Here is a 24,008-nt window from a genome sequence, read left to right as displayed (position 1 = left end):
TCCGCGTGAGCGCTCATCCCGGATCCGACGGCGTCTTCGCGCATGCCGCCGAACAGCTGCGGGCGCTGCGATTCCGCGACGACATCGTGGTGCACGAGATCCCCGCACCGTCCGGCCTCGCGCCCGATGCCCTCGCCCTCGCAGCCGACGTGCGCCCCGACGACAAGGGCGACTCGCTGTACGGCACCGGGCGCTTCGTGCTGCTGCACGATCCGTCGGAACCGGACGCCTGGACGGGACCGTGGCGCATCGTGGCGTTCGCTCAGGCGCCTCTCGAGCCCGAGATCGGCACGGATCCGCTGCTCGCGGATGTAGCGTGGTCTTGGCTGATCGACGCGCTCGCGTCCCACGGCGCGACGCATCACTCCGCATCCGGAACCTCCACGAAGACCTTGTCCAGGGGCTTCGGCGGGCTGGCCGCGGAAGGAGACGGCGCGCAGATCGAACTCCGTGCGTCGTGGTCGCCGACCGGACCGCTCGCCCCGCATGCCGAGGCATGGGCGGAGCTGGTCGGAATGCTGGCGGGACTGCCGCCCGGCTCAGAGGACATCGCCGTGTTCGGCGCCAGGAGAACCATCCGTGACTGACTACGTCGTCATCGACAACGACGAGGACTTCGCCGCCGCGGCCCGGACGCTCGCTGCAGGACGCGGGCCCGTCGCCGTCGACGTGGAACGCGCCTCCGGCTTCCGCTACTCGCAGCGCGCCTATCTCGTGCAGGCGTTCCGCCGCGACGCCGGAGCGTTTCTGTTCGATCCGATCGCGATCACCTCGTTCGCTCCCCTGCAGGAGGCCATCGGCGCCGAGGAGTGGGTGTTCCACGCCGCGAGCCAGGACCTGCCCTCTCTGCATGAACTCGGCCTGGAGCCCGCGAGCGTGTTCGACACCGAGCTCGCAGCGAGGCTGCTCGGCTATGAGCGCGTCGGCCTCGCGGCCGTGGTCGAGCGCGCCCTGGGCATCGTGCTGGCCAAGGAGCACTCGGCAGCGGACTGGTCGACCAGGCCGCTGCCGAACGCCTGGCTCGAATACGCCGAGCTCGATGTGCTGCATCTGGTGGACGTCCGCGACTTCATCGCGGCCGAGCTCACGGCGGCCGACAAGACGGCGTACGCCGCCGAGGAGTTCGAGGCCACCCGAGTGCGCCGGCCCAAGCCTCCGCGTGAGGAGCCGTGGCGACGCCTGAGCGGACTGCATCAGGTGCGCGGCGCGAAGAACCTCGCCGTCGCCCGCGAACTGTGGCAGGCCCGGGAGGACTTCGCCCGGGAATCCGACGTCTCGCCGGGTCGTCTCGTCCCCGACCGCGCGCTCATCGCCGCGGTGCAGGCCAACCCGCAGAGCAAGGGCGCCCTCGCCGCGGTTTCGGCGTTCACCGGGCGAGCGAGCCGCAGCCAGCTGGATCGCTGGTGGGCGGCGATCGAGCGCGGCCGCGAGAGCACTGATCTGCCGCGTGAGCGCGTCCCCAGCGACGCTCCCCCGCCGCCACGCGCCTGGTCCGACCGCAACCCCGAGGCGGACGCCCGGCTGAAGTCCGCCAGGGCCGCCGTCGAAGCCCGCGCCGAAGAGCTCGGGATGCCCACGGAGAACCTGCTCACCCCCGACACACTGCGCAGGATCGCGTGGGAGCCGCCGACGGAGACGGATGCCGCATCGATCGGATCCGCCCTCGCCGCACGTGATGCCCGACGGTGGCAGATTGAGGAAACCGCACAGCGGATCGCGGATGCTTTTGTGGAAGCCGCGCAAACGACCGACGAGGCGCCCGGAGACGCTTCGTAGGTTCAGCCCAACCGATTCATACTCCGTTCTGTGACCCCACCTAGGCTGAGGGGACACCCCTGGAATGCGCAGACCGCGATGACACTCGGTCTCACAAAATAGGGGACCGCGTTCCTCAGGACGTGCGAAACTGTAAGTCCGGCGTGCGTTGGCTGCCGGCAGAACAACGGAGGCCTTGTCCGCGCAGCGGACGGGGCATTGGAGGCAGAGTGGCCGAGATCTCGGACGTCTTCTTCGTCGATGGAGTGCGCACCCCCTTCGGGCGCGCCGGCGAGAAGGGCATGTACTGGAACACCCGCGCGGATGACCTGGCCGTCAAGGCCACGATCGGCCTGATGGAGCGGAACACGAACGTCCCGCTGGACCGGATCGACGATGTCGCCATCGCGGCGACCTCGCAGACGGGCGACCAGGGCCTCACCCTCGGGCGCTCGGTCGCGATCCTCGCCGGACTCCCCCAGACCGTTCCAGGCCTCGCCGTCGAGCGCATGTGCGCGGGCGCCATGACCAGCGTCACCACGATGGGTGCGTCGATCGGCGTCGGCATGTACGACCTCGCCCTCGCGGGCGGCGTCGAGCACATGGGGCACCACCCGATCGGCGGCAACGCCGACCCCAACCCGCGGTTCGTCGCGGAGAAGATGGTCGATCCAGGCGCGCTGAACATGGGCGTCACCGCGGAGCGCATCTTTGACCGCTTCCCGCACCTCACCAAGGAGCGCTCCGACCGCTTCGGCATGCTGAGCCAGCACAAGGTGCAAGCCGCGTACGACGCCGGCAAGATCCAGCCCGACCTCGTTCCGGTCGCGATCAAGGGCGCCGACGGCGCCTGGGGTCTTGCGACCGAGGACGAGGGCCGCCGGCCGCAGACCACGATGGAGGACCTGGCAGCGCTGAAGACGCCGTTCCGCCCGCACGGGCGCGTCACGGCCGGAACCTCCTCGCCGCTCACCGACGGCGCGACCATGTCGCTGCTCGCCGGCGGCGGAGCCGTCAAGGAACTGGGTCTCACCCCGAAGATGCGCATGGTCTCGTTCGCGTTCGCCGGCGTCCAGCCGGAGATCATGGGCATCGGTCCGATCCCTTCCACCGAGAAGGCGCTCAAGAAGGCCGGCCTGACGATCTCCGACATCGGCCTCTTCGAACTGAACGAGGCGTTCGCGATCCAGGTCATCTCCCTGCTCGACCACTTCGGCATCGCCGACGACGACCCTCGTGTCAACCAGTGGGGCGGTGCGATCGCGCTCGGTCACCCGCTCGCTGCGAGTGGCGTGCGCCTGATGATCCAGCTCGCCGCGCAGTTCGCCGAGCGTCCCGACGTCCGTTACGGCCTCACCGCCATGTGCGTGGGGCTCGGCCAGGGCGGCTCGGTCATCTGGGAGAACCCCTACTTCGACGGCAAGAAGCGGAAGTGAGTGCCGGAATGACGAACTACGACGCGATCGACTTCTCGCCCATCATGGCCCTCACCGAGGGCGAGGTCGTCACGCACTCCCCCGTGCGTGACGTGCGCCTGCCCTCCGGCAAGGTGCTCGCCCTCATCACGCTGGACAACGGCCGCGACCACACCCGCCCGAACACGCTGGGACCTGCCACGCTCACCGAGCTCGGCGAGACGCTCGCCGGACTGCGTGCTCGCGCAGCGGCCGGCGAGATCGACGCGGTGGGCATCACCGGGAAGCAGTACATCCTCGCCGCCGGTGCCGACCTCTCCGACATCAGCCGGGTCGGATCCCGCGACAACGCGCGCCTCATCGCGCAGCTCGGCCACAAGGTGCTCGGTTCGCTGAGCACCCTCGGCGTGCCGTCGTTCGCATTCGTGAACGGCCTCGCGCTCGGCGGTGGCGTCGAGATCGCGCTGAACTCGAACTACCGCACGGTCGATTCGTCGGCCGCGGCCATCGCGCTGCCCGAGGTGTTCCTCGGAATCATCCCCGGCTGGGGCGGGGCGTACCTGCTGCCGAACCTCATCGGCATCGAGAACGCGCTCGAGGTCGTGATCTCGAACCCGCTCAAGCAGAACCGCATGCTCAAGCCGCAGCAGGCTTTCGAGATCGGCATGATGGACGCGATCTTCCCTGCCGCGAACTTCCTCGAGGATTCGCTGCGCTGGGCCGATGCGGTGCTCGGCGGCAAGAAGGTCGACCGCAAGAACGAGCCGGGCAAGATCGAGCGTCTCACCAAGTGGCCGATCGCCATCAAGATGGCCCGCGGCATGCTCGAGTCCAAGATCGGCACCGTGCCCCGTTCGCCGTATGTCGCGCTCGACCTGCTCGACAAGGCGAAGAGCGGCTCCCGCGAGGAGGGCTTCGCCCGCGAGGACGAGGCGCTCGCCGATCTCGTCACGGGCGACCAGTTCGCCGCGTCGATGTACGCCTTCGACCTCGTGCAGAAGCGTGCGAAGCGCCCGGTCGGCGCGCCCGACAAGACGCTCGCCAAGAAGGTCACCAAGGTCGGCATCATCGGTGCGGGCCTCATGGCCAGCCAGTTCGCGCTGCTGTTCGTGCGCAAGCTGCAGGTGCCGGTGCTCATCACCGATCTCGACCAGGCGCGCGTGGACAAGGGCGTCGCCTACATCCACGACGAGATCGGCAAGCTCGAGGCCAAGGGCCGCCTGGACGCGGACAGCGCGAACAAGCTGCGCGGCCTGGTCACCGGCACGACCGACAAGTCCCTCTACGCAGACTGCGACTTCGTCATCGAGGCCGTGTTCGAGGAGGTCGGCGTCAAGCAGGCGGTGTTCGGCGAGATCGAGAAGATCGTCGCCGAGGACGCGATCCTCGCGACCAACACCTCGTCGCTCTCCGTCGAGGAGATCGGCTCGAAGCTCGCGCACCCCGAGCGACTGGTCGGCTTCCACTTCTTCAACCCGGTCGCGGTCATGCCGCTCATCGAGATCGTGAAGACGCCGGCGACCACAGATGCCGCCCTGTCGACCGCTTTCGTGGTCGCGAAGGGCCTGGGCAAGAACGCCGTGCTCACCGCCGACGCCCCCGGCTTTGTGGTGAACCGCCTGCTCGCCAAGGTCATGGGCGAGGCGGCCCGTGCCGTGTACGAGGGCACACCCGTCGCCGACGTCGAGAAGGCCTTCGGTCCGCTCGGACTGCCCATGGGGCCGTTCCAGCTCATCGATCTGGTCGGCTGGAAGGTCGCCGCGCACGTGCAGGACACCATGGTGCACGCGTTCCCGGATCGCTTCTACGCGAACGAGAATTTCCATGCCCTGGCGGATCTGGCCGAGGTCGTCGAGAAGGACAAGGGCGGCCGTGTGACCGGCTTCACCAAGGCCGCGGACAAGCTCGTGAAGCAGGCCGCCGGTTCCACCCCGACGCCGGCCGCGGAGATCCTCGGCCGCGTGCAGGACGGGCTCGCGCACGAAATCAGGCTCATGCTCGACGAGGGCGTGGTGCCGGAGGTCGAGGACATCGACCTGTGCCTCATCCTCGGCGCGGGCTGGCCGTTCATCGACGGTGGGGCCTCGCCATACCTCGACCGCGAAGGCGCCTCGGAGCGCGTGTTCGGCGCGACGTTCCACACACCCGTGATCCGCGGGATCGCGAACGCCTGAGAGCTGCGCGACCGATCCGCACGACGAAGGCCGTCTCCCGAGGGAGGCGGCCTTCGTCGCTTGTTCAGGCCTGTTCCGGTCTCGGATCCGGCTCGCCCTGACGCGGCCAGTACGACATCGCGCGTTCGGCGAGGGCCGTGATCGTGAGAGACGGGTTGACGCCGGGGTTCGCCGGGACGGCGGATCCGTCCACGACGGACAGCCCGGGATGCCCCCACACGCGGTGGTACGGATCGACGACGCCGCGCTCAGGCGCATCCGAGAGCACCGCCCCGCCGAGGAAATGGGCGGTGAGCGGGATCCCGAAGACCTCGGGCCAGGATCCGCGTGCGGACGCCGGCACACCCGTCTCCTTCGCCATGCGGGCGGCGATCGCCCGTGCCGCCCGATGCGCCTCGGGCAGGTGACTCGGGTTCGGCGCGCCGTGCCCCTGCGCGCTGGTCAGCGCGTCGCGCCCGAATCGACGCCGCAGAGAGAGCGTGAGCGAGTTGTCTGCGGTCTGCATCACGAGCGCGATGATGCCCCGCTCGCTCCAGCGCCGCAGCGTGCCGAGCCGGAACTGACGGATCGGATGACGCACCAGGGCTCCGAGGAGCGCGCCCACACGGCGGTGCAACGGCACATCGCCAGGCACGAGCACGGTCGCCAGCGCCCCCATGAGGTTGGATCCGGGCCCGTACCGCACGTTCTCCACATGGGTGCGGTCGTCGACGTGGAATGACGTGGTGATGGCCACGCCGCGGGCGAAGCCGGCCTCCTCCGGCACCGCGGTCGACACCGCGCCGTCCAGCGCCTCCGAGTTGGTGCGGGTGAGCCGGCCCAGCGCATCGGGGATGCGCGGCAGTGCGCCGGAGGCCTTCATCCGGTGCAGCAACTGCTGCGTACCCCAGGTGCCCGCCGCGACCACGACCCGCTCCGCGGTGACGGTGCGCTGTCGACCCGCGATCCAGGCGCCACTGCGGCGGGTTGTGACGGAGAACCCGCCGCGCGGGAGCTCGCGGACCTCGACGACCGTGCGCAGGGCCTCGATCGCCGCGCCGCGCCGCTCCGCGAGGGCGAGGTAGTTCTTCATGAGGGTGTTCTTCGCCCCGACCCGGCAGCCCACCATGCAATTGCCGCACAGCGTGCAGCCCGTGCGCGCGGGTCCCTCGCCGTCGAAGAACGGATCCGGCACGGTCACGCCGGGTGCGCCGAAGTACACGCCGACCGGAGCCCGGCGGAAGGTCTTCGCGACGCCGAGGTCCTCGGCCGCTCCGGCCATGATCCGCTCCACCGGCCCGGTATGCGGATAGTGCTCCACGACGCCCAGCATGCGCTTGGCGGTGGCGTAGTGCGGCGCGAGTTCCTCCTGCCATGCGGCGATTCCGGCCCACTGCGGATCCTCGAAGAATGCGGCGCCGGGCTGATACAGCGTGTTCGCGTAGTTCAGGGATCCGCCGCCGACGCCCGCGCCCGCGAGGATCATGACGTGCGGAAGCCGGTGGATGCGCTGCACGCCGAAGCAGCCGAACCCGGGAGCCCACAGGTAGCGGCGGACGTTCCAGTTCGTCTTCGCGAAGTCCTCGTCCTCGAAGCGACGTCCCGCCTCGTACACGCGGACCCGGTATCCCTTCTCCACCAGCCGAAGCGCGGCGACAGAGCCGCCGAAGCCGGACCCGATCACGACGACGTCCTCGTCGAAGTCGCTCATGCCGCTTCTCCCTTCGGGACCATCACGGTCAGCGACGCCGGACGCACCCGGATGGTGCACTCCCGCTCCGCGATCCGCTCTCCATCTGCGTAGACCACGAGATCCGGCGCCGAGACGGTGATCTGGCGCACCCGGCGATGCGTCACTTCCGACCGCATCAGATGCCGTCCGCGCAACAGCAGGGGGAACAGTGTGAGCAGCCGGGCGCGACGCAGCGGCGCAACGTGCACGACGTCCAGCAGGCCGTCGTCGGGGCGCGCATCGGGGCAGATCGGCATGCCGCCGCCGTAGCTGACGGTGTTGCCCACAGCGACGAGGGTGCCGGGGGCGTCGCGCAGGGGCTCGCCGTCGCAGGCCAGCCGGAACCGGGTGGGCCTCAGCCGCACGACCTCGATCACGATCGCCAGGTAGTAACGCGCAGCTCCCCGGGGCCACCGCAGCAGATTGGTGCGGTCGCTGACCTTGGCGTCGAAGCCGAGCGCCGCCACCGTGAGGAACGGCGTGGTCCGCCCGTCTGCCGTGACCTCCCCGACGTCGATCCGGCGCGGAACACCATGCAGCGCGAGCAGCGCGGCGCCCGCCGGGTCGCGCCGAGGCACGTCCAGGGCTCGGGCGAGGTCATTGCCGGTACCGGCCGGGACGAGCACCATCGATACCTCGGTGCCCGCGATCTCGGGCAGGATCTCCGACACGGTGCCGTCACCGCCGACCACGACGAGCGCGTCCGGCGGTTCGGCGAGGGCGATCCCGACCAGGCGTCGCGTGTCCGCCGCCGAGGACCCGATGTGCACCTCGACCTGGGCACCGGCCTCTCGCAGCGCGGCCACGGCCTTGTCCGTGGCGGAAGCGCCCCGCCCCTTGCCGGAGCGCGGGTTGGCGATCAGCGCGATCCTCGGCACGTCTCAGGCTCCCGCGGACGGGGCGGGAATCGGCGTCGCCGCGCCGAGCACCGCCCCCGGGTTCATGATCCCGCGCGGGTCCAGTTCGCGTTTGACGGCCGCGAGGATCCGGATTCCCGTCTCTCCGATCTCGTCCGCGAGCCACGGCGCGTGATCGCGCCCCACCGCGTGGTGGTGGCTGATCGTGCCGCCGGCCGCCATGATCGCGTCACCGGCACGATGCTTGATGTCGCCCCATGCCTCCAGCGCATCGACGCCGCGCGGGGCCAGCACGGTGAAATACAGCGATGCCCCGGTCGGGTACACGTGCGAGACGTGGCACATCACGAACGACCTGCGCCCCGCCTCGGCGAACCCGGTCTTGAGCGCCGCCGTGACCGCATCGCGCAAGCCCGCGAGCCGGGACCACGTCGTCGCGGTCTCCAGCGTCTCGCAGAACACGCCCGCATCCAGCAGCGCATCGCGCAGGTACGGCCCGTCGAAGCGGGTGCGCAGCCAGTCCTCCGAGGCGCCCTCGCCCTGCGAGGTGCCGCCGGCTGCCTGCAGCAGTGCGGCCGTGCGCGCGCGACGCGCCGCTACGTCGACGCCCTCGAACACGGTGACCGCGCTCGCGCCTTTGGCGAGGGCCTTGCCGATCTTCCCCACCTGGGCGAGGCTCACGCTGGTCTCGGCCTCGTCGGACAAGCGCATCACGGTGGGTCCATCGCCGTGCTGCGCCACGGCCCGCAGCGCTGCGGCTCCGGTCGCGAAGTCGGGGAACGTCCACGACTCCATCACGCGTTCGGCCGGCATCGGGTGCACGCGTACCGTGACTTCGGTGATGACGCCGTAGATGCCCTCGGATCCAAGGAAGAGGCGGATGAGATCCGGTCCCGCGGCGCTCCCCGGCGACCGTCCCAGCGCGATGTCGCCCGTCGGGGTCGCGACCCTGATACCGGTGACCATCGTGTCGAACCGCCCGTATCCGGCCGAGTTCTGCCCCGATGAGCGCGCGGCGGCGAATCCGCCGATCGTCGCGTAGCGGAAGCTCTGCGGGTAGTGCCCCAGCTCCATGCCGTGCCCCGCGAGGAACCGTTCCGCCTCCGGCCCGGTCGTTCCGGCGGCGAGCACCGCCTCCGCGCTCACGGCGTCGTAGCGCAGCAGGCCGGTCATCCGGCCGAGATCCAGGCTCACGACGCACCTGTGCGCACCGCGCTCGGGGTCGAGGGCGCCGACGACGCTCGTCCCGCCGCCGAAAGGGATCACGGCGATGTCGCGCTCCGCGGCCAGGCGCAGACACGCAACGACCTGGTCGTGGTCGTGCGGGCGCAGCACCGCGTCGGGCGCGGCCTGGTCCTCCTCACGGCGGCGCAGCAGGTCGGGCGTGGAACGGCCGCCGGCATGGCGGATGCGCGACTCCGCATCCGTCCGGACGTTGTCAACACCGATCGCCTCGGAGAACGCCTCGACATCGTCGGGGATGAACCCGGACGCGCTCGGCCGCACGTCGGCGAGGGCGATCGCCGGCTGGGGCCGCCGGATGCGCCCGAGCAGGAGCGGAAGCAGCGACCGCACCGCGAACGGCAGATCCTCGGCCTTCCGGGGATCGCCCCACCCGTTCCAGCGCATGGGAGTGGCCGCCTCGATCGGATCGTCGGCGTCTCTGCCGCTCGGGTTCGTCATGCGTTACAGTGTGACAGATCATGACAAAACGTCAACCCGCGTTCGATGCCCCCCTGCCGAGCTGGGACCCGACGCAGACCCGGATCCTCGAGTCCGCCGAGGCGCTCATCGCGTCGCGAGGCGTACACGGCGTGACGATCGCCGAGCTCGCCCGCCGCGCGCGAGTGAGTCGCCCGACGATCTATCGCCACTGGTCGGATGCCGACGACGTGGTCCGCGCCGCCCTGTTGCGCCGCGTGGCGAGCATCCTCGACCAGTTCCCCGAGCCGGCGACGACCCGCGCCGAGATCATCGAGGACGTGCTCCGGTTCTCCACGCTGTTCCGCGGGGACTCGGTCTACCGGCACCTGCTGACGGATGAGCCCGAGGCGTTCACGCGCTACACCCTGGAGCGGGTCGGATCCAGCCAGCGTGCGATCCTGGCCTGGATCGCGGTCTCCATCTCTGCGGCCCAGGATGATGGATCCGTCCGCCGCGATGATCCGCAGGCGATGGCGGTGATGCTGCTGCTGATCGCGCAGTCCGCACTGCTCTCCCACGGCACGGTGAGCGAACTCATCGACGAGCTCTCCTTCGAACGCGAGCTGCGCACCGCCATCGACGGGCTGCTGCGGCCATGAGCGGCTCTTCGCAACTGAACGCGCGGCGCCGGAGCGAGGAACTGCTCCGCACTGCCGAGGACCGTGTCGACCTGCTCGTCGTCGGGGGCGGGATCACCGGCGCCGGAGTGGCCCTGGACGCGGCGAGCCGCGGACTGTCGGTCGTGCTCATCGAGGCCGAGGACCTCGCCTTCGGCACCAGCCGGTTCAGTTCGAAGCTCGTGCACGGGGGGCTGCGCTACCTCGCGACCGGTGACGTCGCCACGGCGCGGGAGAGCGCGGTCGAGCGCCACCTGCTGATGACGCGGATCGCCCCTCATCTCATCCGCCCGATGGCTCAGCTGCTGCCGTTCTCCCCCGCTGCCACCCCGAAGCAGCGGCTGACAGGCGCCGTGGGGTTCGCACTCGGGGATCTGCTGCGGCTGCGGGCGGGCACTCCGCACGCCGTCCTGCCCGCACCTCACCTCATCACGGCGCGCACCGCGGCTCGGTTGGTTCCGACCCTGCAGGCGGAGCGGCTGCGGGGCGCCGTGCTCGCCGCCGACGGTCAGCTCGTCGATGACGCCCGGCTCGTCGTCGCCGTCGCGCGGACAGCCGCATCCCTCGGCGCCCGGATCCTCACGCGGGTGCGGGCACTCGCGCTCCGGCAGGACGGCGCCCACGTCGAGGACGCCCTCAACGGCGAGAGGTTCGAGATCCGCGCCCGTGCCGTGGTGAACGCCACGGGCGTCTGGGCCGGAGATCTCGATGACGCCATCCGCATGCGGCCGAGCCGGGGCACGCATCTCGTGCTCGACGCCGCGGCGCTCGGGAACCCGGCGGCGGCCCTCACCGTGCCGCATCCCGGATCCATCAGCCGCTTCGTGTTCGCTCTGCCGCAGCAGCTCGGCCGCGTCGTGGTCGGTCTCACCGATGAAGACGCGCCGGGGCCGGTGCCCTCGGTCGCCGTCCCCACGGAGCCGGAGATCGCGTTCCTGCTCGAGGTTCTCAACCGCGCCCTCGCCACGCCGATCCGGCGCGACCAGGTCCGCGGTGCATACGCGGGGCTGCGGCCGCTCATCGACACCGGCGGATCCTCCACTGCGGACATCTCTCGACGCCATCTCGTAGCCGTCTCCGAGGGCGGTTTCGTGAACGTCCTCGGAGGAAAGCTCACCACCTATCGCCGCATGGCAGAGGATGCGGTCGATCGAGCAGTCGCGATCGCAGGTCTCCCCGCGGGGCCGTGCCGCACCGCCACGCTGCCTCTCGTCGGCGCGATTGCGGCTCCTTCGCGACCCTCGGACGATCTGCACTGGCGTTACGGAGCGGAGGCCGGCCTGGTGCTGGCCTGCGCGCGCTGCACGGCCCCGCGGGAGCGCATCGCCCCGGGCATCGACGTGACACGCGCTGAGATCGAGTTCGCGGTGCGGGCCGAAGGCGCGCTGACCACCGACGACGTGCTGGACAGGCGAACGGTCATCGGCCTCGTGGACGATGACCGCTCCCTCGCCCACGGCCAGGTGTCGCGCCTCGTGGCCGAAACGCTCGCCGACCCCGCCTGAGTCCATCCCACAGCTTGCGCGACCTGGCGATGGACGCGTGCCTTGCTTCACGCTATTCTTTGAACATGTTCAGTTCAGAGTCGGACGCCACGTCGAAGCCGCTCACCCCGAAGGCCGAAGCAACAAGAGCGCGGATCCGCGCGGCCGCAATGGCCTCATTCGTCGAGCGCGGCTACCCCGACACCACCATCCGACTGATCGCCAAGGAGGCAGGCGTCTCGGTCGGGAACGCCTACTACTACTTCCCTTCCAAGGAGCACCTGGTCCAGGAGCTCTACGACCAGCAGCAGCGGGATCACGGAGCAGTAGCGCGTCCACGGCTCGAGGGTGTGACCGGCCTCGTCGATCGTCTGCGCATCATCCTCGAGACCGGCCTGGAGACCGTCGGCGCCTACCGCGCCGTCGCACCGGGCTTCCTCAGCGCGATGGTCTCCCCCGACTCCCCGATCAACCCCCTGTCCGTGGAGTCCTCTCCCGCGCGCGAGATGACGATCGGCCTGCTCCGCGAAGTCGTCCAAGGCGCGTCGCATCGTGTGCCGGACGATATCGCCGAGCGTCTGCCCGAGGCGATCTTCCCGATGTATCTCGCGCTCATCCTCCGGTGGACCTATGACGAGTCTCCCGACCAGGCGAAGACCACCCGCCTCCTCGATACCGGACTCAGACTGTTCGCCGTCGCACTTCCGTTCCTGCGCGTCCCCGGTGTCCGCGGTGTGACCCGCGACCTCCTCGACCAGATCGCGGACGTGCGGCCATGAACGCCGAGCGGGCTGTTTCGCCCCGCACACCGCAACGGCCTATGGCGTTCACCAGGGAGGAATTGGCGCGCGGCGGAGTCTGGACCTGGCTCGTCTTCCTCGCACTGGTGGCCCTGGTCATCGTCGTCCCGGAGTTGGCGTCGACGTTCGCGGCGGGGTGGGCCGGTATCTGGTCAGGGGACGACGCGGGCGCGATCTTGTCCTCCCGCATCGTCGACCTCTTCGCGGGGCTCCCCGTCCTGCTGATTGCGCTCGTCGTCTGCGGCATGCTCTCCGGGCTCGTGGCGCTCGTCGTCACACCGCTCGCCGGTCTGGTCGGACGCGGTCTCGCGCGTGTTCGGCAACGTGCGATCCATCTGTGCGCCCAACTCGCACTGGGCGCGGTCGTGGGCGCCGGCGTCGCCCTCGGGATCGGAGCCCTGAGCGGCTGGTGGTACCCGCCCCTCCTGGTGGCGACCACGGCCACCACCGCTGTCGCCACCGCCACCGGCTGGTGGCTCACGTCGCACAAGGCGCTGCGCGATGACGCCCGAGCCACCGCGGCGCGCTCGGATCCGTCCTAGCGTCGCCGGCGCTCCTCGGCGTCCGCGTCGACAGTGCGCCCCGCCACGATCTCGACCGTGCCCGTGTGCAGCGGCACCTCGCCCGTGGGGCGCGCGATCGGCACGCGGGTGCCGAGCACCTGCGCGACCACGTCCTGTGCGATCTTGCCGGCGGTGAGACCGGCGTCCTCGAGGATCTGGTCGCGGCTGGCGTGGTCGAGGTACTCGTCGGGCAGACCCAGCTCGTCGACGGCGGTGTCGATGCCAGCCTCGCGGAGCACCTGCCGCACGCGCGTGCCGACACCGCCCACACGGATGCCGTCCTCGAGGGTGATGACGAGGCGGTGCCGGGCGGCGAGCTCGACCACTGAGGGCTGCACCGGGATCGCCCAACGAGGGTCGATCACGGTCGCGCCGATCCCCTGGGCCTTGAGCCGTTCCGCCACGTCGAGCGTCAGCGTCGCGAACGGGCCGATCCCGATGAGCAGCACGTCCTCGTCCTCATCACGGGACAACACGTCCACGCCATCGTGCAGGCGCTCGAGCGCCGGGATCTCGGGGGTCACCGCACCCTTCGGGAAGCGGATCACGGTCGGCGCGTCGTCGACGGCCACCGCCTCCTCGAGCTCCTCGCGCAGGCGCTCGGCGTCACGGGGCGCCGCGATGCGGATCCCCGGCACGATCTGCAGCATGGACAGGTCCCACAGACCGTGGTGGCTCGGGCCATCGGGCCCGGTGACGCCCGCCCGGTCCAGCACGAACGTCACCCCGGCGCGGTGCAGTCCGACGTCCATCAGCACCTGGTCGAACGCGCGGCCCATGAACGTGGCGTAGAGCGCAACCACCGGATGCAGACCGCCGTAGGCGAGCCCCGCGGCCGCGGTCACCGCGTGCTGCTCTGCGATGCCGACATCGTAGACGCGGTCGGGGAACCGCTCCGCGAACGGCGCGAGACCCGTGGGCCGCAGCATCGCCGCCGTCATCGCGATGACCTTCGGGGTGCGCGAACCGACGTCGACCAGCGCGTCGGCGAACACGTCGGTCCAGCCGGTGCCGCTCGCCGAGAGGGGGGCCCCGGTCTTCGGATCGATCTTGTTGACCGCGTGGAACTGATCCGCCTCGTCATCGAGCGCGGGCTGATAGCCCCGGCCCTTCTCGGTGATGACGTGCACGATGACCGGCGCGCCATAGTCCTTCGCGAGCTGCAGCGTCTCGAGGAGGGACGGGATGTCGTGTCCGTCGATCGGGCCCAGGTACTTGATGTCGAGATTGGAATACAGCTCCTCGTTGTTCGAGAAGCGCGAGAGGAAGCCGTGCGTCCCACCGCGCACTCCGCGGTAGAACGCGCGCCCGACCGGGCCGAACGCGCGGAAGAACCGATCCGACTTGCGGTGCAGGTCGCGGTACACCCCCGCCGTGCGCACCCGGTTCATGTATCGGGCCATACCGCCGATCGTCGGCGCGTAGGAGCGCCCGTTGTCGTTCACGACGATCACCAGGTTGCGCTCGTTGTCATCGGAGATGTTGTTGAGCGCCTCCCACGTCATGCCGCCGGTGAGCGCGCCGTCGCCGACGACCGCGACGACGTGACGGTCCCCGCGACCTGTCGCGGTGAAGGCGCGCGAGATCCCGTCGGCCCAGCTCAGCGAGCTCGAGGCATGCGAGGACTCGACCACGTCGTGGGCGCTCTCCGAGCGCTGCGGGTAGCCGGCCAGTCCCCCGCGCGACCGCAGAGCGGAGAAGTCCTGACGCCCGGTGAGCAGTTTGTGCACGTACGACTGATGCCCGGTGTCGAAGATGATCGGGTCATCCGGGGAGGAGAACACCCGGTGCAGGGCGATCGTCAGCTCCACGACTCCGAGGTTCGGCCCCAGGTGTCCCCCGGTGCGGGCTACGTTCTCGATCAGGAATGAGCGGACCTCCGCGGCCAGCTCGACGAGCTGTTCGGGGGTGAGCCGATCGAGGTCGCGGGGACCGGAGATGCCGGAAAGGATCGCCACCGTGTCTGCCTCCTGAAGCCAATCGTGCGCGACGAGTCAGAACCCGCAGCACCGAGCCAGCCTACCGAGCAATGCTGCCGGACCGCTGGACATCCGCCGCATCCGGGCCGACGTAGCGCCCGATCGGACGCAACCGCAACGGCGCGCGCCTGTACTCGTCCAGCGCATGCCCGCACCAGCCGGCGGAGCGAGCAACAGCGAAAACGGTCTCCCCGGCGTCCGCGGGCATCTCCCAGGCCAGCGCCATCACGGCCAGCGCGAGATCGACCGTGGGATGAAGACCGGTCCGGGAATGCACGACGGTGGTGACTTGATCGGCCACGTGCAACGCCGCTTCGGCCTGCGGATCCGCCGTCTCCCGCAACAGGCGCAGCAGCAGCCTCGCCCGCGGGTCGCCGTCCGGGTAGAGCAGCTGACCGAATCCGGGGATCCCCGCTCCGCCCAGGCGTGTCGCGGTCGCCACCGCGGCCGCAGGATCCGCGCCGTCCTGCACCTGCCGCAGGAGGGCGTGCACGGCGGCGCTCACGGCGCCGTGCAGGGCCGAGTCGAGCGCACCGAACCCGGCCGCCACGACGGCGTAGGGATGGGCTCGCGCCGACGCTGCGGCCCGCGCGGCGAGGGTCGATACCGCCATGTCGTGGTCGACGAGGAGCACGAGTGCGGCGTCCAGCACCCGCACGCGGGCCGGCGTCGCCGGCAGCGCGGTGAGCCGGGGCCAGAGCCGCGCCGCAACGGACGTGGCAGATGCACCAGCCGGTGCGCCACCGGTCCCGTCGTTCTCGGCGCCGAGCAACGGGAGCGCGTCCACCAGCCCAGCGACGAGTCGGGTCGCGACTCTGGCGACGGTCTCAGCGCGGAGGTCGTAGCGCTCGGGGTCGTCCGCCGCGAGGGCCGCGACCGCCGCGAGCAGACGGCTGAACGCCCCGGCCCCGGGCGGCAGCGCTGCGAGTACCCGGCCCGCCGCGCCGCCCCCGGGCCCGTCCAGCGGCAAGGCATCGAGCTGCGGTCGATCCGTGCGCGCGAAGAGCCAGCGCACAACGGCGTCGAACCTCGGCGGCTCGCCCTCCCCTGCGACCAGCTGGTCGATCGGGACCCCGCGGATCCAGAGTTCGCCGTCCTCGATCAGCGCGATGTCCGTGTCGATGACCGCCAGCGGGCTCCCGTCGGCCCCGGCCGGGCGCGCCGCGCCGTGCGAGGGCGATGTCGCCCGGCGTCGCGCACGGGCGAACCTCTCGACCTCGAGCGGGTCGAACAACGAGCCGTGCGCCCCGCGCTCGCGCGCGATCAGGCCGCGAGAGACATACGCGTAGAGCGTCTCCGTCCGCACACCGAGGCGCGCCGCGGTCTGCGCCGCCGTGAGTGCGTCCATCGCGAGCTCCTTCATTGATCCGATCAACATTGACCATATCCGGATCCATTAGCCATCGTGAGCGAAGAGCCGCCATCCGCGACTCGCCAGAGAGGAGCCGACATGGCCATCACCATCGATCGCAACGACACGCATCTCATCGACGTTCCACGAGGACTCACCAACGTCGTCGTCGCCGAGACCACGATCGGAGACGTCCGCGGCGAGGAGGGCTTCTTCCAGTACCGGGGCGTCTCGGGTGTGGAGCTGGCCGCCGATGCCCGATTCGAGGACGCCTGGAGGCTGGTGGCGCTCGGCGCACTGCCGCAGAACGCCGCAGACTCCACCGCCTTCCGCACCCGAACGGCGGCTGCACGGTCGATCCCCGAGCACCTGCACGGACCGCTGTCGGCGATCGCCGCTTCCGGCCTGGACCCGATGGCACAGCTGCGCACCGGACTCGCCCTGATCTCGGCCGCCGACGGCCGACGCCCGCTCTATGACGAGACGGAATCCGAGCGCACCGAGGACACGATCCGGCTCGCCGCGGTCGCGCCGGCCCTGGTCGCCGCGCTGCACCGGTGGAGCAGAGGTCAGGATCCGATCGAGCCGGACGGCGATCTCGACCCCGTCACGGACTATCTGCGTATGCTCTCGGGCGTCACTCCCGACCTCCGTCTCGCCGCTGCGCTGGGCACGTACCTGACCGCGGCGATCGACCACGGGTTCAACGCGTCGACGTTCACGGCGCGGGTCATCGCGTCCACCGGCGCCGACCTCGCCTCGTGCGTCGGCGGTGCACTCGGCGCGCTCTCCGGGCCGCTGCACGGCGGCGCCCCGGCGCGCACTCTCGACATGCTGGACGAGATCGGCACCCCCGAACGTGCGGATGCCTGGGTGCGCGAGCGCATCCGGAACGGCGGACGGATCATGGGCTTCGGGCACGCGGTCTATCGCACAGAGGATCCCCGCTCGCGTCTCCTGCGCGGCGTCGCCCAGCGGCTCCGCGCCGACGGACTCGCGTCGGACCGCGTCGACCTCGCCGTGACGGTGGAGCAGACCGTGCTGCGGGTGCTGGACGAGCTCAAGCCAGGCCGCGCCCTGCGCACGAACGTCGAACTCTACGCCGCAGTCGTCATGGAGGCGTGCGGGATTCCGCGCGAGCTGTTCACTCCGACGTTCGCATCGGCACGCCTGATCGGCTGGGGCGCGCACGCCTGCGAGCAGGTGCAGGACGGCAAGATCCTCCGCCCCTCGTCCCGCTACATCGGAGCGTCGTCACACTCTCGTTGATCGCCACCGACCCCGGGTCTATGCTCGGCGGCAGGCGGGCACGGGGACGCGAGCGATCGTCCCCGTGCGCCCGAAGGACCGGACCCGAACGGCCCGCCGGTGCGCTTGGACATTCCGCGATCGTGGATCCGAGGAGACGAACGTGAACGCGCAGACACCGGCATCCCGCGGCACCGCGCGGCGAAGGACGATCGTCGTCATTGCAGGCGCTGCTGCCATCGCACTGCTCGTGGTCATCGCCTGGATCGTGTGGCGGCCGGCGGGCGGGGCCGCTCCCGCCGCGATCGCGTCGTCCGCACGTCCGGACGTCCAGAACGCACGGGTCGACTCGATCATCCGAGAGGCCATGAAGGCCGACAGTCTCAAGGCGGTGATCGTGCGGGTCACGATCGATGGCAAGGTCGTCTCGATGCAGGCGTACGGCGACTCGATGACCGGCGTCCCCGCCACCACCGACATGCATTTCCGCAACGGTGCGGTGGCGTTCGAGTACGTCTCCACGTTGTTGCTGGAGTACGTCGACGAGGGGAAGATCACCCTCGACGACACGGTCGACAAGTGGATGCCCAGCCTGCCCGAGGCGAACAAGGTCACGCTCAGGATGCTGACGAACCAGACCACCGGATATCCCGACTTCGAGACGGATCCGGAGTGGACCGCGGCCTACAACGCCGACCCGTTCCACGAGTTCACGTTCGACGAGCGATTGAAGGACGCGTTCAATCGCCCTCTGCAATTCGAGCCCGGCACAAACTGGAGCTACGCGCACACCAACTTCATGATCCTCGGCCACATCCTCTCCATGATCGGAGGAGCTCCCCTCGACCAGCTGCTGGAGAAGAAGGTCCTCGGCCCGATGGGTCTGACGCAGACGGCGGCGTACAGCACGGCGACCGTGCCGGAGCCGGTGCTGCATGCGTACAGCTCCGAACGCCGCGTGGCCCTCGGCATCCCTCCGTCGATGCCGTTCACGGAGGAGTCGACGTTCTGGAACCCTGCCTGGGGCACGCCGATCGGAGCGGCCGAGACGACCACGATCACCGACATGGCGACGACCGCGGTCGCCGTCGGCACCGGCAAGCTGCTCTCACCGAAGAGCTTCCACGAGATGACCGATTCGACGTTGATCGGTTTCGGCACACCGCTCCCGGTCTGCGCCGGGTCGTGCTTCACCCAGGTCACCGGTTACAACTACGGGCTCGGGGTGGTGCGATCCGGATCCTGGCAACTGCAGAATCCTCTGCTGAGCGGCTACAGCGCCACAGAGGCGTATCTGCCCTCGAAGAAGATCGCGATCGCGGTGGCGACGACGTTCCTGCCGGGTGCCTTTGACGCGAACGGCATCTACGACAACTCGAGCGACCGGCTGTTCCGGCAGATCGCCACAGAACTCGCCCCGGACGACCCGCCGCCGACGCTTCCGGCGAAGAAGAGCTGACGAGATACACGAACGGGGCCGGCTCCCGAAGGAACCGGCCCCGTTGTGGTGCGCGTGGATCAGACCAGCGAGCGCAGCACGTACTGCAGGATGCCGCCGTTGCGGTAGTAGTCGGCCTCACCGGGGGTGTCGATGCGAACCACCGCGTCGAACTCGACCGTCGGCTTGCCCTCGGGAGAGAACTCGCTCGGCGCCGCGGTCACGCGGACCGTCTTGGGCGTGGTGCCCTCGTTGAGCTCCTCGAGGCCCGCGATCGAGACGATCTCGGTGCCATCGAGGCCCAGCGACTCCCAGGACTCGCCCGCGGGGAACTGCAGCGGCACGACGCCCATGCCGATGAGGTTCGAGCGGTGGATGCGCTCGAAGCTCTCGGTGATGACCGCCTTCACTCCGAGGAGGTTGGTGCCCTTCGCCGCCCAGTCACGGGAGGATCCGGATCCGTACTCCTTGCCGCCGAAGATCACCAGCGGGGTGCCCTGGGCCTGGTAGTTCGTGGAGGCGTCGAAGATGTACGCCTGCGGGCCGCCGGGCTGGGTGAAGTCGCGGGTGTATCCGCCCTCGATCTGCTCGCCGCCGTTGACGGCCTTGACCAGCGCGTTCTTCAGGCGGATGTTCGCGAACGTGCCGCGGATCATCACCTCGTGGTTGCCACGACGCGAGCCGTAGGAGTTGAAGTCCTTCTGCGCCACGCCGTGCTCGGTGAGGTACTGGGCGGCGGGCGTGCCCGCCTTGATGTTGCCGGCCGGGGAGATGTGGTCGGTGGTGACCGAGTCTCCCAGAGTCGCCAGCACACGAGCACCTGAGATGTCGGTGACCGGAGCCGGGGTCGCCTGCATGCCGTCGAAGTACGGCGCCTTGCGCACGTAGGTCGAGTCGGCGTCCCACTCGAAGACCGGACCGGTCGGCGTGGGCAGGCTCGTCCAGCGCTCGTCGCCGTCGAACACCGTGGCGTACTGCTTGATGAACTGGTCGCGCGAGATCGACGAATCGATGATCTGCTGCACCTCAGCGGGGTCGGGCCAGACGTCCTTGAGGAACACGTCGTTGCCCTCGCCGTCGGTGCCCAGCGCCTGGGTGTCGAAGTCGAAGTTCATCGACCCGGCCAGGGCGTAGGCGACGACCAGCGGCGGGCTCGCGAGGTAGTTCATCTTCACGTCGGGACTGATCCGGCCCTCGAAGTTGCGGTTGCCGGAGAGCACCGCGGTGACGGCGAGGTCGTGCTCGTTGATCGCGGCCGAGACCTCGTCGATCAGCGGGCCCGAGTTACCGATGCAGATCGTACAGCCGTAGCCGACCGTGTAGAAGCCGAGGCCCTCGAGGTCCTTGTCGAGACCCGACTTCTCGTAGTAGTCGGTGACGACCTTGGAGCCCGGGCCGAGCGTGGTCTTGACCCACGGCTTCTGCTTCAGGCCCTTGGCGAGGGCGTTGCGGGCGAGAAGGCCGGCGGCGATCATGACGGACGGGTTCGAGGTGTTGGTGCACGAAGTGATCGCGGCCAGCGTCACGGCGCCGTTGTCGAGGATGTACTTCTGCCCGTCCGGCGTCTTGACCTTGACCGGCTTGGACGCGGCCTTCGGGGACCCCGAGGACAGCGTGGGGATCTCGTTGGTCTCGACCTCTTCCCCCGGGACGGATCCCGGGTCCGACGCCGGGAAGGATCCGGAGTCGTTGATGTCGATCGGACCCGTGACGTAGTTCAGGATGTCCTTCTCGAACTGCGCCTTCGACTCGGACAGGAGGATGCGGTCCTGCGGGCGCTTCGGTCCGGCGATCGAGGGCACGACCGTAGAGAGGTCGAGCTCGAGGTACTCGCTGAAGCTGGGCTCCTTGGCTGCGTCGTGCCAGAGCGACTGCTGCTTGGCGTAGGCCTCGACGAGGGCCACGGCCTGCTCGTCGCGACCGGTCAGGCGCAGGTAGTCGAGGGTGACGTCGTCGATCGGGAAGATCGCAGCGGTGGAGCCGAACTCCGGCGACATGTTGCCGATCGTGGCGCGGTTGGCGAGCGGCACCGAGGCGACGCCGGCGCCGTAGAACTCGACGAACTTGCCGACCACGCCGTGCTTGCGGAGCATGTCGGTGATCGTCAGCACGACGTCGGTCGCGGTGACGCCGGCGGGGATCGCGCCGGTCAGCTTGAAGCCGACGACGCGCGGGATCAGCATCGACACGGGCTGGCCGAGCATGGCGGCCTCGGCCTCGATGCCGCCGACGCCCCAGCCCAGCACGCCCAGGCCGTTGACCATGGTGGTGTGCGAGTCGGTGCCGACGCAGGTGTCGGGGTAGGCGCGCAGCACGCCGTTGACGGAGCGGTCGTAGACGACCTTCGCCAGGTGCTCGATGTTCACCTGGTGCACGATTCCGGTGCCCGGCGGGACGACCTTGAAGTCGTCGAAGGCGGTCTGGCCCCAGCGCAGGAACTGGTACCGCTCGCCGTTGCGCTCGTACTCGATCTCGACGTTGCGCTCGATCGCGTCCGGGCGGCCGAACAGGTCGGCGATCACGGAGTGGTCGATGACCATCTCGGCCGGGGACAGCGGGTTGATCTTGTTCGGGTCGCCGCCGAGGGCGGTGACGGCCTCGCGCATGGTGGCGAGGTCGACGATGCAGGGCACGCCGGTGAAGTCCTGCATGACCACGCGCGCCGGCGTGAACTGGATCTCGGTGTCAGGCTGGGCCGCCGGGTCCCAGGATCCGAGAGCCTCGATCTGCGCCTTCGTCACATTCGCGCCATCCTCGGTGCGAAGCAGGTTCTCCAGGAGGACCTTGAGGCTGAACGGGAGCTTCTCGTATCCGGGGACCGTGTCGATCCGGAAGATCTCGTAGTCGGTGCTGCCGACCGTCAGGGTGCTCTTGGCACCGAAGCTGTTCACCGTGGACACGGATCCGTCTCCTTCTGTTCGGATGGAAGCGACAGTCGACACCATCTTGCTCGCCCGCTCCCCCGCGCGGCTAGCAAGGCGGGCCTTACCAGTCTGCTCTCGCGGACGGGCGAGCGAAAGGTGCTGATTTATCTTGACGTCAAGATAAATCTAGCACGGTGCGGGCGGCGCCGACTCACCCCTGACGCGTGTCGGCGTCGTGCTTCGGCGGGTACAGCGCACGCACCAGCAACCACGTCACAGCGACCATCGGCGCGAACAGCGGGAGCCCCATCACGAGCTTGAGCGTGCCCAGCGCCTGCACGTTGCCGGAGAAGTACAGCGGCAGCTGCACGGCCAGGCGCGCGAAGAACAGGGCGGCCCACGCGATCGTGATCCAGAAGAAGGCGCGGCGCTTGCGCTTGTCCGTTCGCCAGCCGCGCACGTCGCCCATGAGGAATCCGGCGGCGAGGCCGATGAGCGCCCATCCGACGAGGGCCGAGATGAGCAGCACCGTGCCGTAGAGCGCGTTGGTGAAGAAGCCGGGCACGAAGTTGTCCTGGCCGCGCCCCGTCCACAGCGCGAGTCCCGCGGCGACCGCGACGGCGACGAGTCCGCCGAGCGCCGAAGCAGCGGGCGAACGCTGCAGCAGGCGGACCACGGAGAAGATCGCGGCGAGCCCGACCGACACGATCAGCGAGAGCCAGAGCGGATCCGGTCGCAGCGTGTAGATGATGAGAAATGCAGCGCTGGGCAGCACGGACTCGAGCACTCCGCGCCAACCTCCCATCGCGCTCCACACGACGTGCCCCGTGCTGGCACCGGAGTTCGGATCGATGCCGAGACGCTGCGCGGCGCCGCCGAGCGCGGCCCCGAGGCTCTGCGCGGCGTCGGGCGCCGGGGGCGGCGCGTACCGATCCTCGGGAGCACCCCCGGACCCGCGCTCCGCGTCGTCCGGCCGCGACGTGCTCACGCCGTGCCGGGGGCCGCGGGCATGCGCAGGGGGATGAGATCGCGCGGGGGCATGGGGGCTCCGCCGCGCACCACGACGATCGAGCGGAACAGGTCCTCGACGGCAGCGGCCGCAGTCTCGTCGGATGCCGCGGCTCCGCCGATCACGCCCCGCAGGAACCAGCGCGGACCGTCGACGCCCACGAACCGGGCGAGACGCGTGACAGCTGCGTCGCCGGCGACAGCGGGGATCTCCGCCAGCAGTTCGGCACCCAGGGCGCCTTCACGCTCGGTGACGGTGCCGCCCTGCTGCGAGATCTGCTCCTGGATCTGCGCGCGCGTCTCGTCCCACAGCCCACTCGAGCGGGGCGCCGCGAACGGCTGCACCTGCAGGGTCGAGTCGGCGTAGTCGAGGCCCACGGCGACGATGCGCTGCGTCTGCTCCTCCACTTCGAGGCGGAGGTTCAGCCCCTCACGCGGAAGGATCTTGATGGCGCCGAGGTCGATGTAGGGACGGACCGGGTTGGCCTCGCTCTCGTCGAACGGGCCGTCGACCGCGCGGTCGCGGACGGGCGCCTCCGAGGCGTCCTCCACGGGCTCGATCCCGGACGTGGTGTCGTCGCTCATGCGTTCTCCTGGCTCTGGGTCTGATAGCCGGTGGATCCGAATCCGCCTGCTCCGCGCACCGATTCGTCCAGTGCGTCGACCGGGATGAACCGGGCTCGGGTGACGGGCATGACGATCAGCTGGGCGATCCGATCACCGACCGCGACATCGTACGCCGCATTGCTGTCGGTGTTCAGCAGGCTCACCTTGATCTCCCCGCGATAGCCGGCGTCCACGGTGCCCGGGGCGTTGACGACGGTGATGCCGTGCTTGGCCGCGAGACCGCTGCGCGGGACGACGAACGCGGCGAAACCCTCGGGAAGCGCGATGCTCACGCCGGTGCCGACCAGCGCGCGCTGCCCGGGCTCGAGCCGCAGCGCCTCGGTCGAGACGAGGTCGGCTCCGGCGTCGCCGGGGTGGGCGTAGACGGGAAGCTGGGGCGCGATAATGGGAACGTCCACGGATTCGGTCACGGA

Annotated in this window: 19 protein-coding genes; 10 read left to right on the top strand and 9 right to left on the bottom strand. The window is 69.9% G+C overall.

Annotated elements, in window-relative coordinates; all coding sequences use genetic code 11:
- Positions 1-5 precede the first annotated feature (5 nt).
- From AC1DMN_RS00660 to AC1DMN_RS00645, 4 genes are all read left to right on the top strand, one after another.
- Positions 6-587 (top strand): DUF3000 domain-containing protein, encoded by a 582-nt coding sequence (locus AC1DMN_RS00660; RefSeq protein WP_477229052.1) that lies wholly within the window; start codon positions 6-8, stop codon positions 585-587.
- Positions 580-1,776, top strand: coding sequence for an HRDC domain-containing protein (locus AC1DMN_RS00655; protein ID WP_477229051.1), 1,197 nt, complete (start codon positions 580-582; stop codon positions 1,774-1,776). The genes AC1DMN_RS00660 and AC1DMN_RS00655 overlap by 8 nt, the downstream gene beginning before the upstream one ends.
- A 209-nt stretch (positions 1,777-1,985) precedes the next feature.
- On the top strand, positions 1,986-3,191 hold the full coding sequence (locus AC1DMN_RS00650; RefSeq protein WP_440731837.1) for a thiolase family protein: 1,206 nt from the start codon (positions 1,986-1,988) through the stop codon (positions 3,189-3,191).
- 8 nt (positions 3,192-3,199) lie between these two features.
- Positions 3,200-5,344: a 3-hydroxyacyl-CoA dehydrogenase NAD-binding domain-containing protein gene (locus AC1DMN_RS00645; protein WP_477229328.1), complete on the top strand. Its 2,145-nt coding sequence runs from the start codon at positions 3,200-3,202 to the stop codon at positions 5,342-5,344.
- 64 nt (positions 5,345-5,408) lie between these two features.
- Here AC1DMN_RS00645 and AC1DMN_RS00640 read toward each other — a convergent pair whose 3' ends face one another.
- From AC1DMN_RS00640 to AC1DMN_RS00630, 3 genes are read right to left on the bottom strand one after another with little or no spacing between them, the layout of a single operon-like run.
- Positions 5,409-7,034 (bottom strand): GMC oxidoreductase, encoded by a 1,626-nt coding sequence (locus AC1DMN_RS00640; RefSeq protein WP_477229050.1) that lies wholly within the window; start codon positions 7,032-7,034, stop codon positions 5,409-5,411.
- Positions 7,031-7,933, bottom strand: coding sequence for a diacylglycerol/lipid kinase family protein (locus tag AC1DMN_RS00635; protein WP_477229049.1), 903 nt, complete (start codon positions 7,931-7,933; stop codon positions 7,031-7,033). The genes AC1DMN_RS00640 and AC1DMN_RS00635 overlap by 4 nt, the downstream gene beginning before the upstream one ends.
- 3 nt (positions 7,934-7,936) lie before the next feature.
- Complete coding sequence (locus AC1DMN_RS00630) at positions 7,937-9,595, bottom strand: FAD-binding oxidoreductase (RefSeq protein WP_477229048.1); 1,659 nt, start codon at positions 9,593-9,595, stop codon at positions 7,937-7,939.
- Between the two features lie 20 nt (positions 9,596-9,615).
- On the opposite strand from AC1DMN_RS00630, the gene AC1DMN_RS00625 reads away from it, so the two are divergent.
- The 4 genes from AC1DMN_RS00625 (at position 9,616) to AC1DMN_RS00610 (ending at position 13,059) form a co-directional block, all read left to right on the top strand.
- Complete coding sequence (locus AC1DMN_RS00625; RefSeq protein WP_477229047.1) at positions 9,616-10,215, top strand: TetR/AcrR family transcriptional regulator; 600 nt, start codon at positions 9,616-9,618, stop codon at positions 10,213-10,215.
- Positions 10,212-11,738, top strand: coding sequence for a glycerol-3-phosphate dehydrogenase/oxidase (locus tag AC1DMN_RS00620; protein ID WP_477229046.1), 1,527 nt, complete (start codon positions 10,212-10,214; stop codon positions 11,736-11,738). The genes AC1DMN_RS00625 and AC1DMN_RS00620 overlap by 4 nt, the downstream gene beginning before the upstream one ends.
- Before the next feature lie 65 nt (positions 11,739-11,803).
- Complete coding sequence (locus AC1DMN_RS00615; RefSeq protein WP_477383856.1) at positions 11,804-12,496, top strand: TetR/AcrR family transcriptional regulator; 693 nt, start codon at positions 11,804-11,806, stop codon at positions 12,494-12,496.
- A 41-nt stretch (positions 12,497-12,537) separates the two neighbouring features.
- Complete coding sequence (locus tag AC1DMN_RS00610; protein ID WP_441977797.1) at positions 12,538-13,059, top strand: hypothetical protein; 522 nt, start codon at positions 12,538-12,540, stop codon at positions 13,057-13,059.
- Here the strand turns inward: AC1DMN_RS00610 and dxs are convergent.
- Both dxs and AC1DMN_RS00600 read right to left on the bottom strand, forming a co-directional pair.
- Positions 13,056-15,038, bottom strand: coding sequence for a 1-deoxy-D-xylulose-5-phosphate synthase (gene dxs, locus AC1DMN_RS00605; protein ID WP_477229045.1), 1,983 nt, complete (start codon positions 15,036-15,038; stop codon positions 13,056-13,058). The two genes, AC1DMN_RS00610 and dxs, sit on opposite strands and share 4 nt — an antisense overlap.
- Positions 15,039-15,099: 61 nt before the next feature.
- The gene (locus AC1DMN_RS00600; RefSeq protein ID WP_477229044.1) at positions 15,100-16,407 is read right to left on the bottom strand and encodes a citrate/2-methylcitrate synthase; all 1,308 of its coding nucleotides are present in this window, start codon (positions 16,405-16,407) and stop codon (positions 15,100-15,102) included.
- A gap of 102 nt (positions 16,408-16,509) precedes the next feature.
- On the opposite strand from AC1DMN_RS00600, the gene AC1DMN_RS00595 reads away from it, so the two are divergent.
- Both AC1DMN_RS00595 and AC1DMN_RS00590 read left to right on the top strand, forming a co-directional pair.
- Positions 16,510-17,679 carry a citrate synthase gene (locus AC1DMN_RS00595; RefSeq protein WP_477229043.1) on the top strand — a complete coding sequence of 390 codons (1,170 nt, stop codon included), beginning with the start codon at positions 16,510-16,512 and terminating at the stop codon, positions 17,677-17,679.
- Positions 17,680-17,821: 142 nt separating this feature from the next.
- Entirely contained in the window at positions 17,822-19,117 is a 1,296-nt protein-coding gene (locus AC1DMN_RS00590; RefSeq protein ID WP_477229042.1) for a serine hydrolase domain-containing protein, read from the top strand.
- Between the two features lie 59 nt (positions 19,118-19,176).
- Here the strand turns inward: AC1DMN_RS00590 and acnA are convergent, their stop codons facing one another.
- From acnA to dut, 4 genes are all read right to left on the bottom strand, one after another.
- The gene (gene acnA / locus AC1DMN_RS00585) at positions 19,177-21,996 is read right to left on the bottom strand and encodes an aconitate hydratase AcnA (protein WP_477229041.1); all 2,820 of its coding nucleotides are present in this window, start codon (positions 21,994-21,996) and stop codon (positions 19,177-19,179) included.
- Between the two features lie 175 nt (positions 21,997-22,171).
- Positions 22,172-22,948: a DUF3159 domain-containing protein gene (locus tag AC1DMN_RS00580; RefSeq protein ID WP_477229040.1), complete on the bottom strand. Its 777-nt coding sequence runs from the start codon at positions 22,946-22,948 to the stop codon at positions 22,172-22,174.
- Positions 22,945-23,553 carry a DUF3710 domain-containing protein gene (locus tag AC1DMN_RS00575; protein ID WP_440731853.1) on the bottom strand — a complete coding sequence of 203 codons (609 nt, stop codon included), beginning with the start codon at positions 23,551-23,553 and terminating at the stop codon, positions 22,945-22,947. The genes AC1DMN_RS00580 and AC1DMN_RS00575 overlap by 4 nt, the downstream gene beginning before the upstream one ends.
- Complete coding sequence (gene dut / locus AC1DMN_RS00570) at positions 23,550-24,005, bottom strand: dUTP diphosphatase (RefSeq protein ID WP_440731854.1); 456 nt, start codon at positions 24,003-24,005, stop codon at positions 23,550-23,552. The genes AC1DMN_RS00575 and dut overlap by 4 nt, the downstream gene beginning before the upstream one ends.
- Between the last annotated feature and the right edge of the window lie 3 nt (positions 24,006-24,008).

Source organism: Microbacterium sp. 01T413_2, from assembly GCF_056398985.1.
This window is presented reverse-complemented; position numbering and strand designations above follow the sequence as displayed.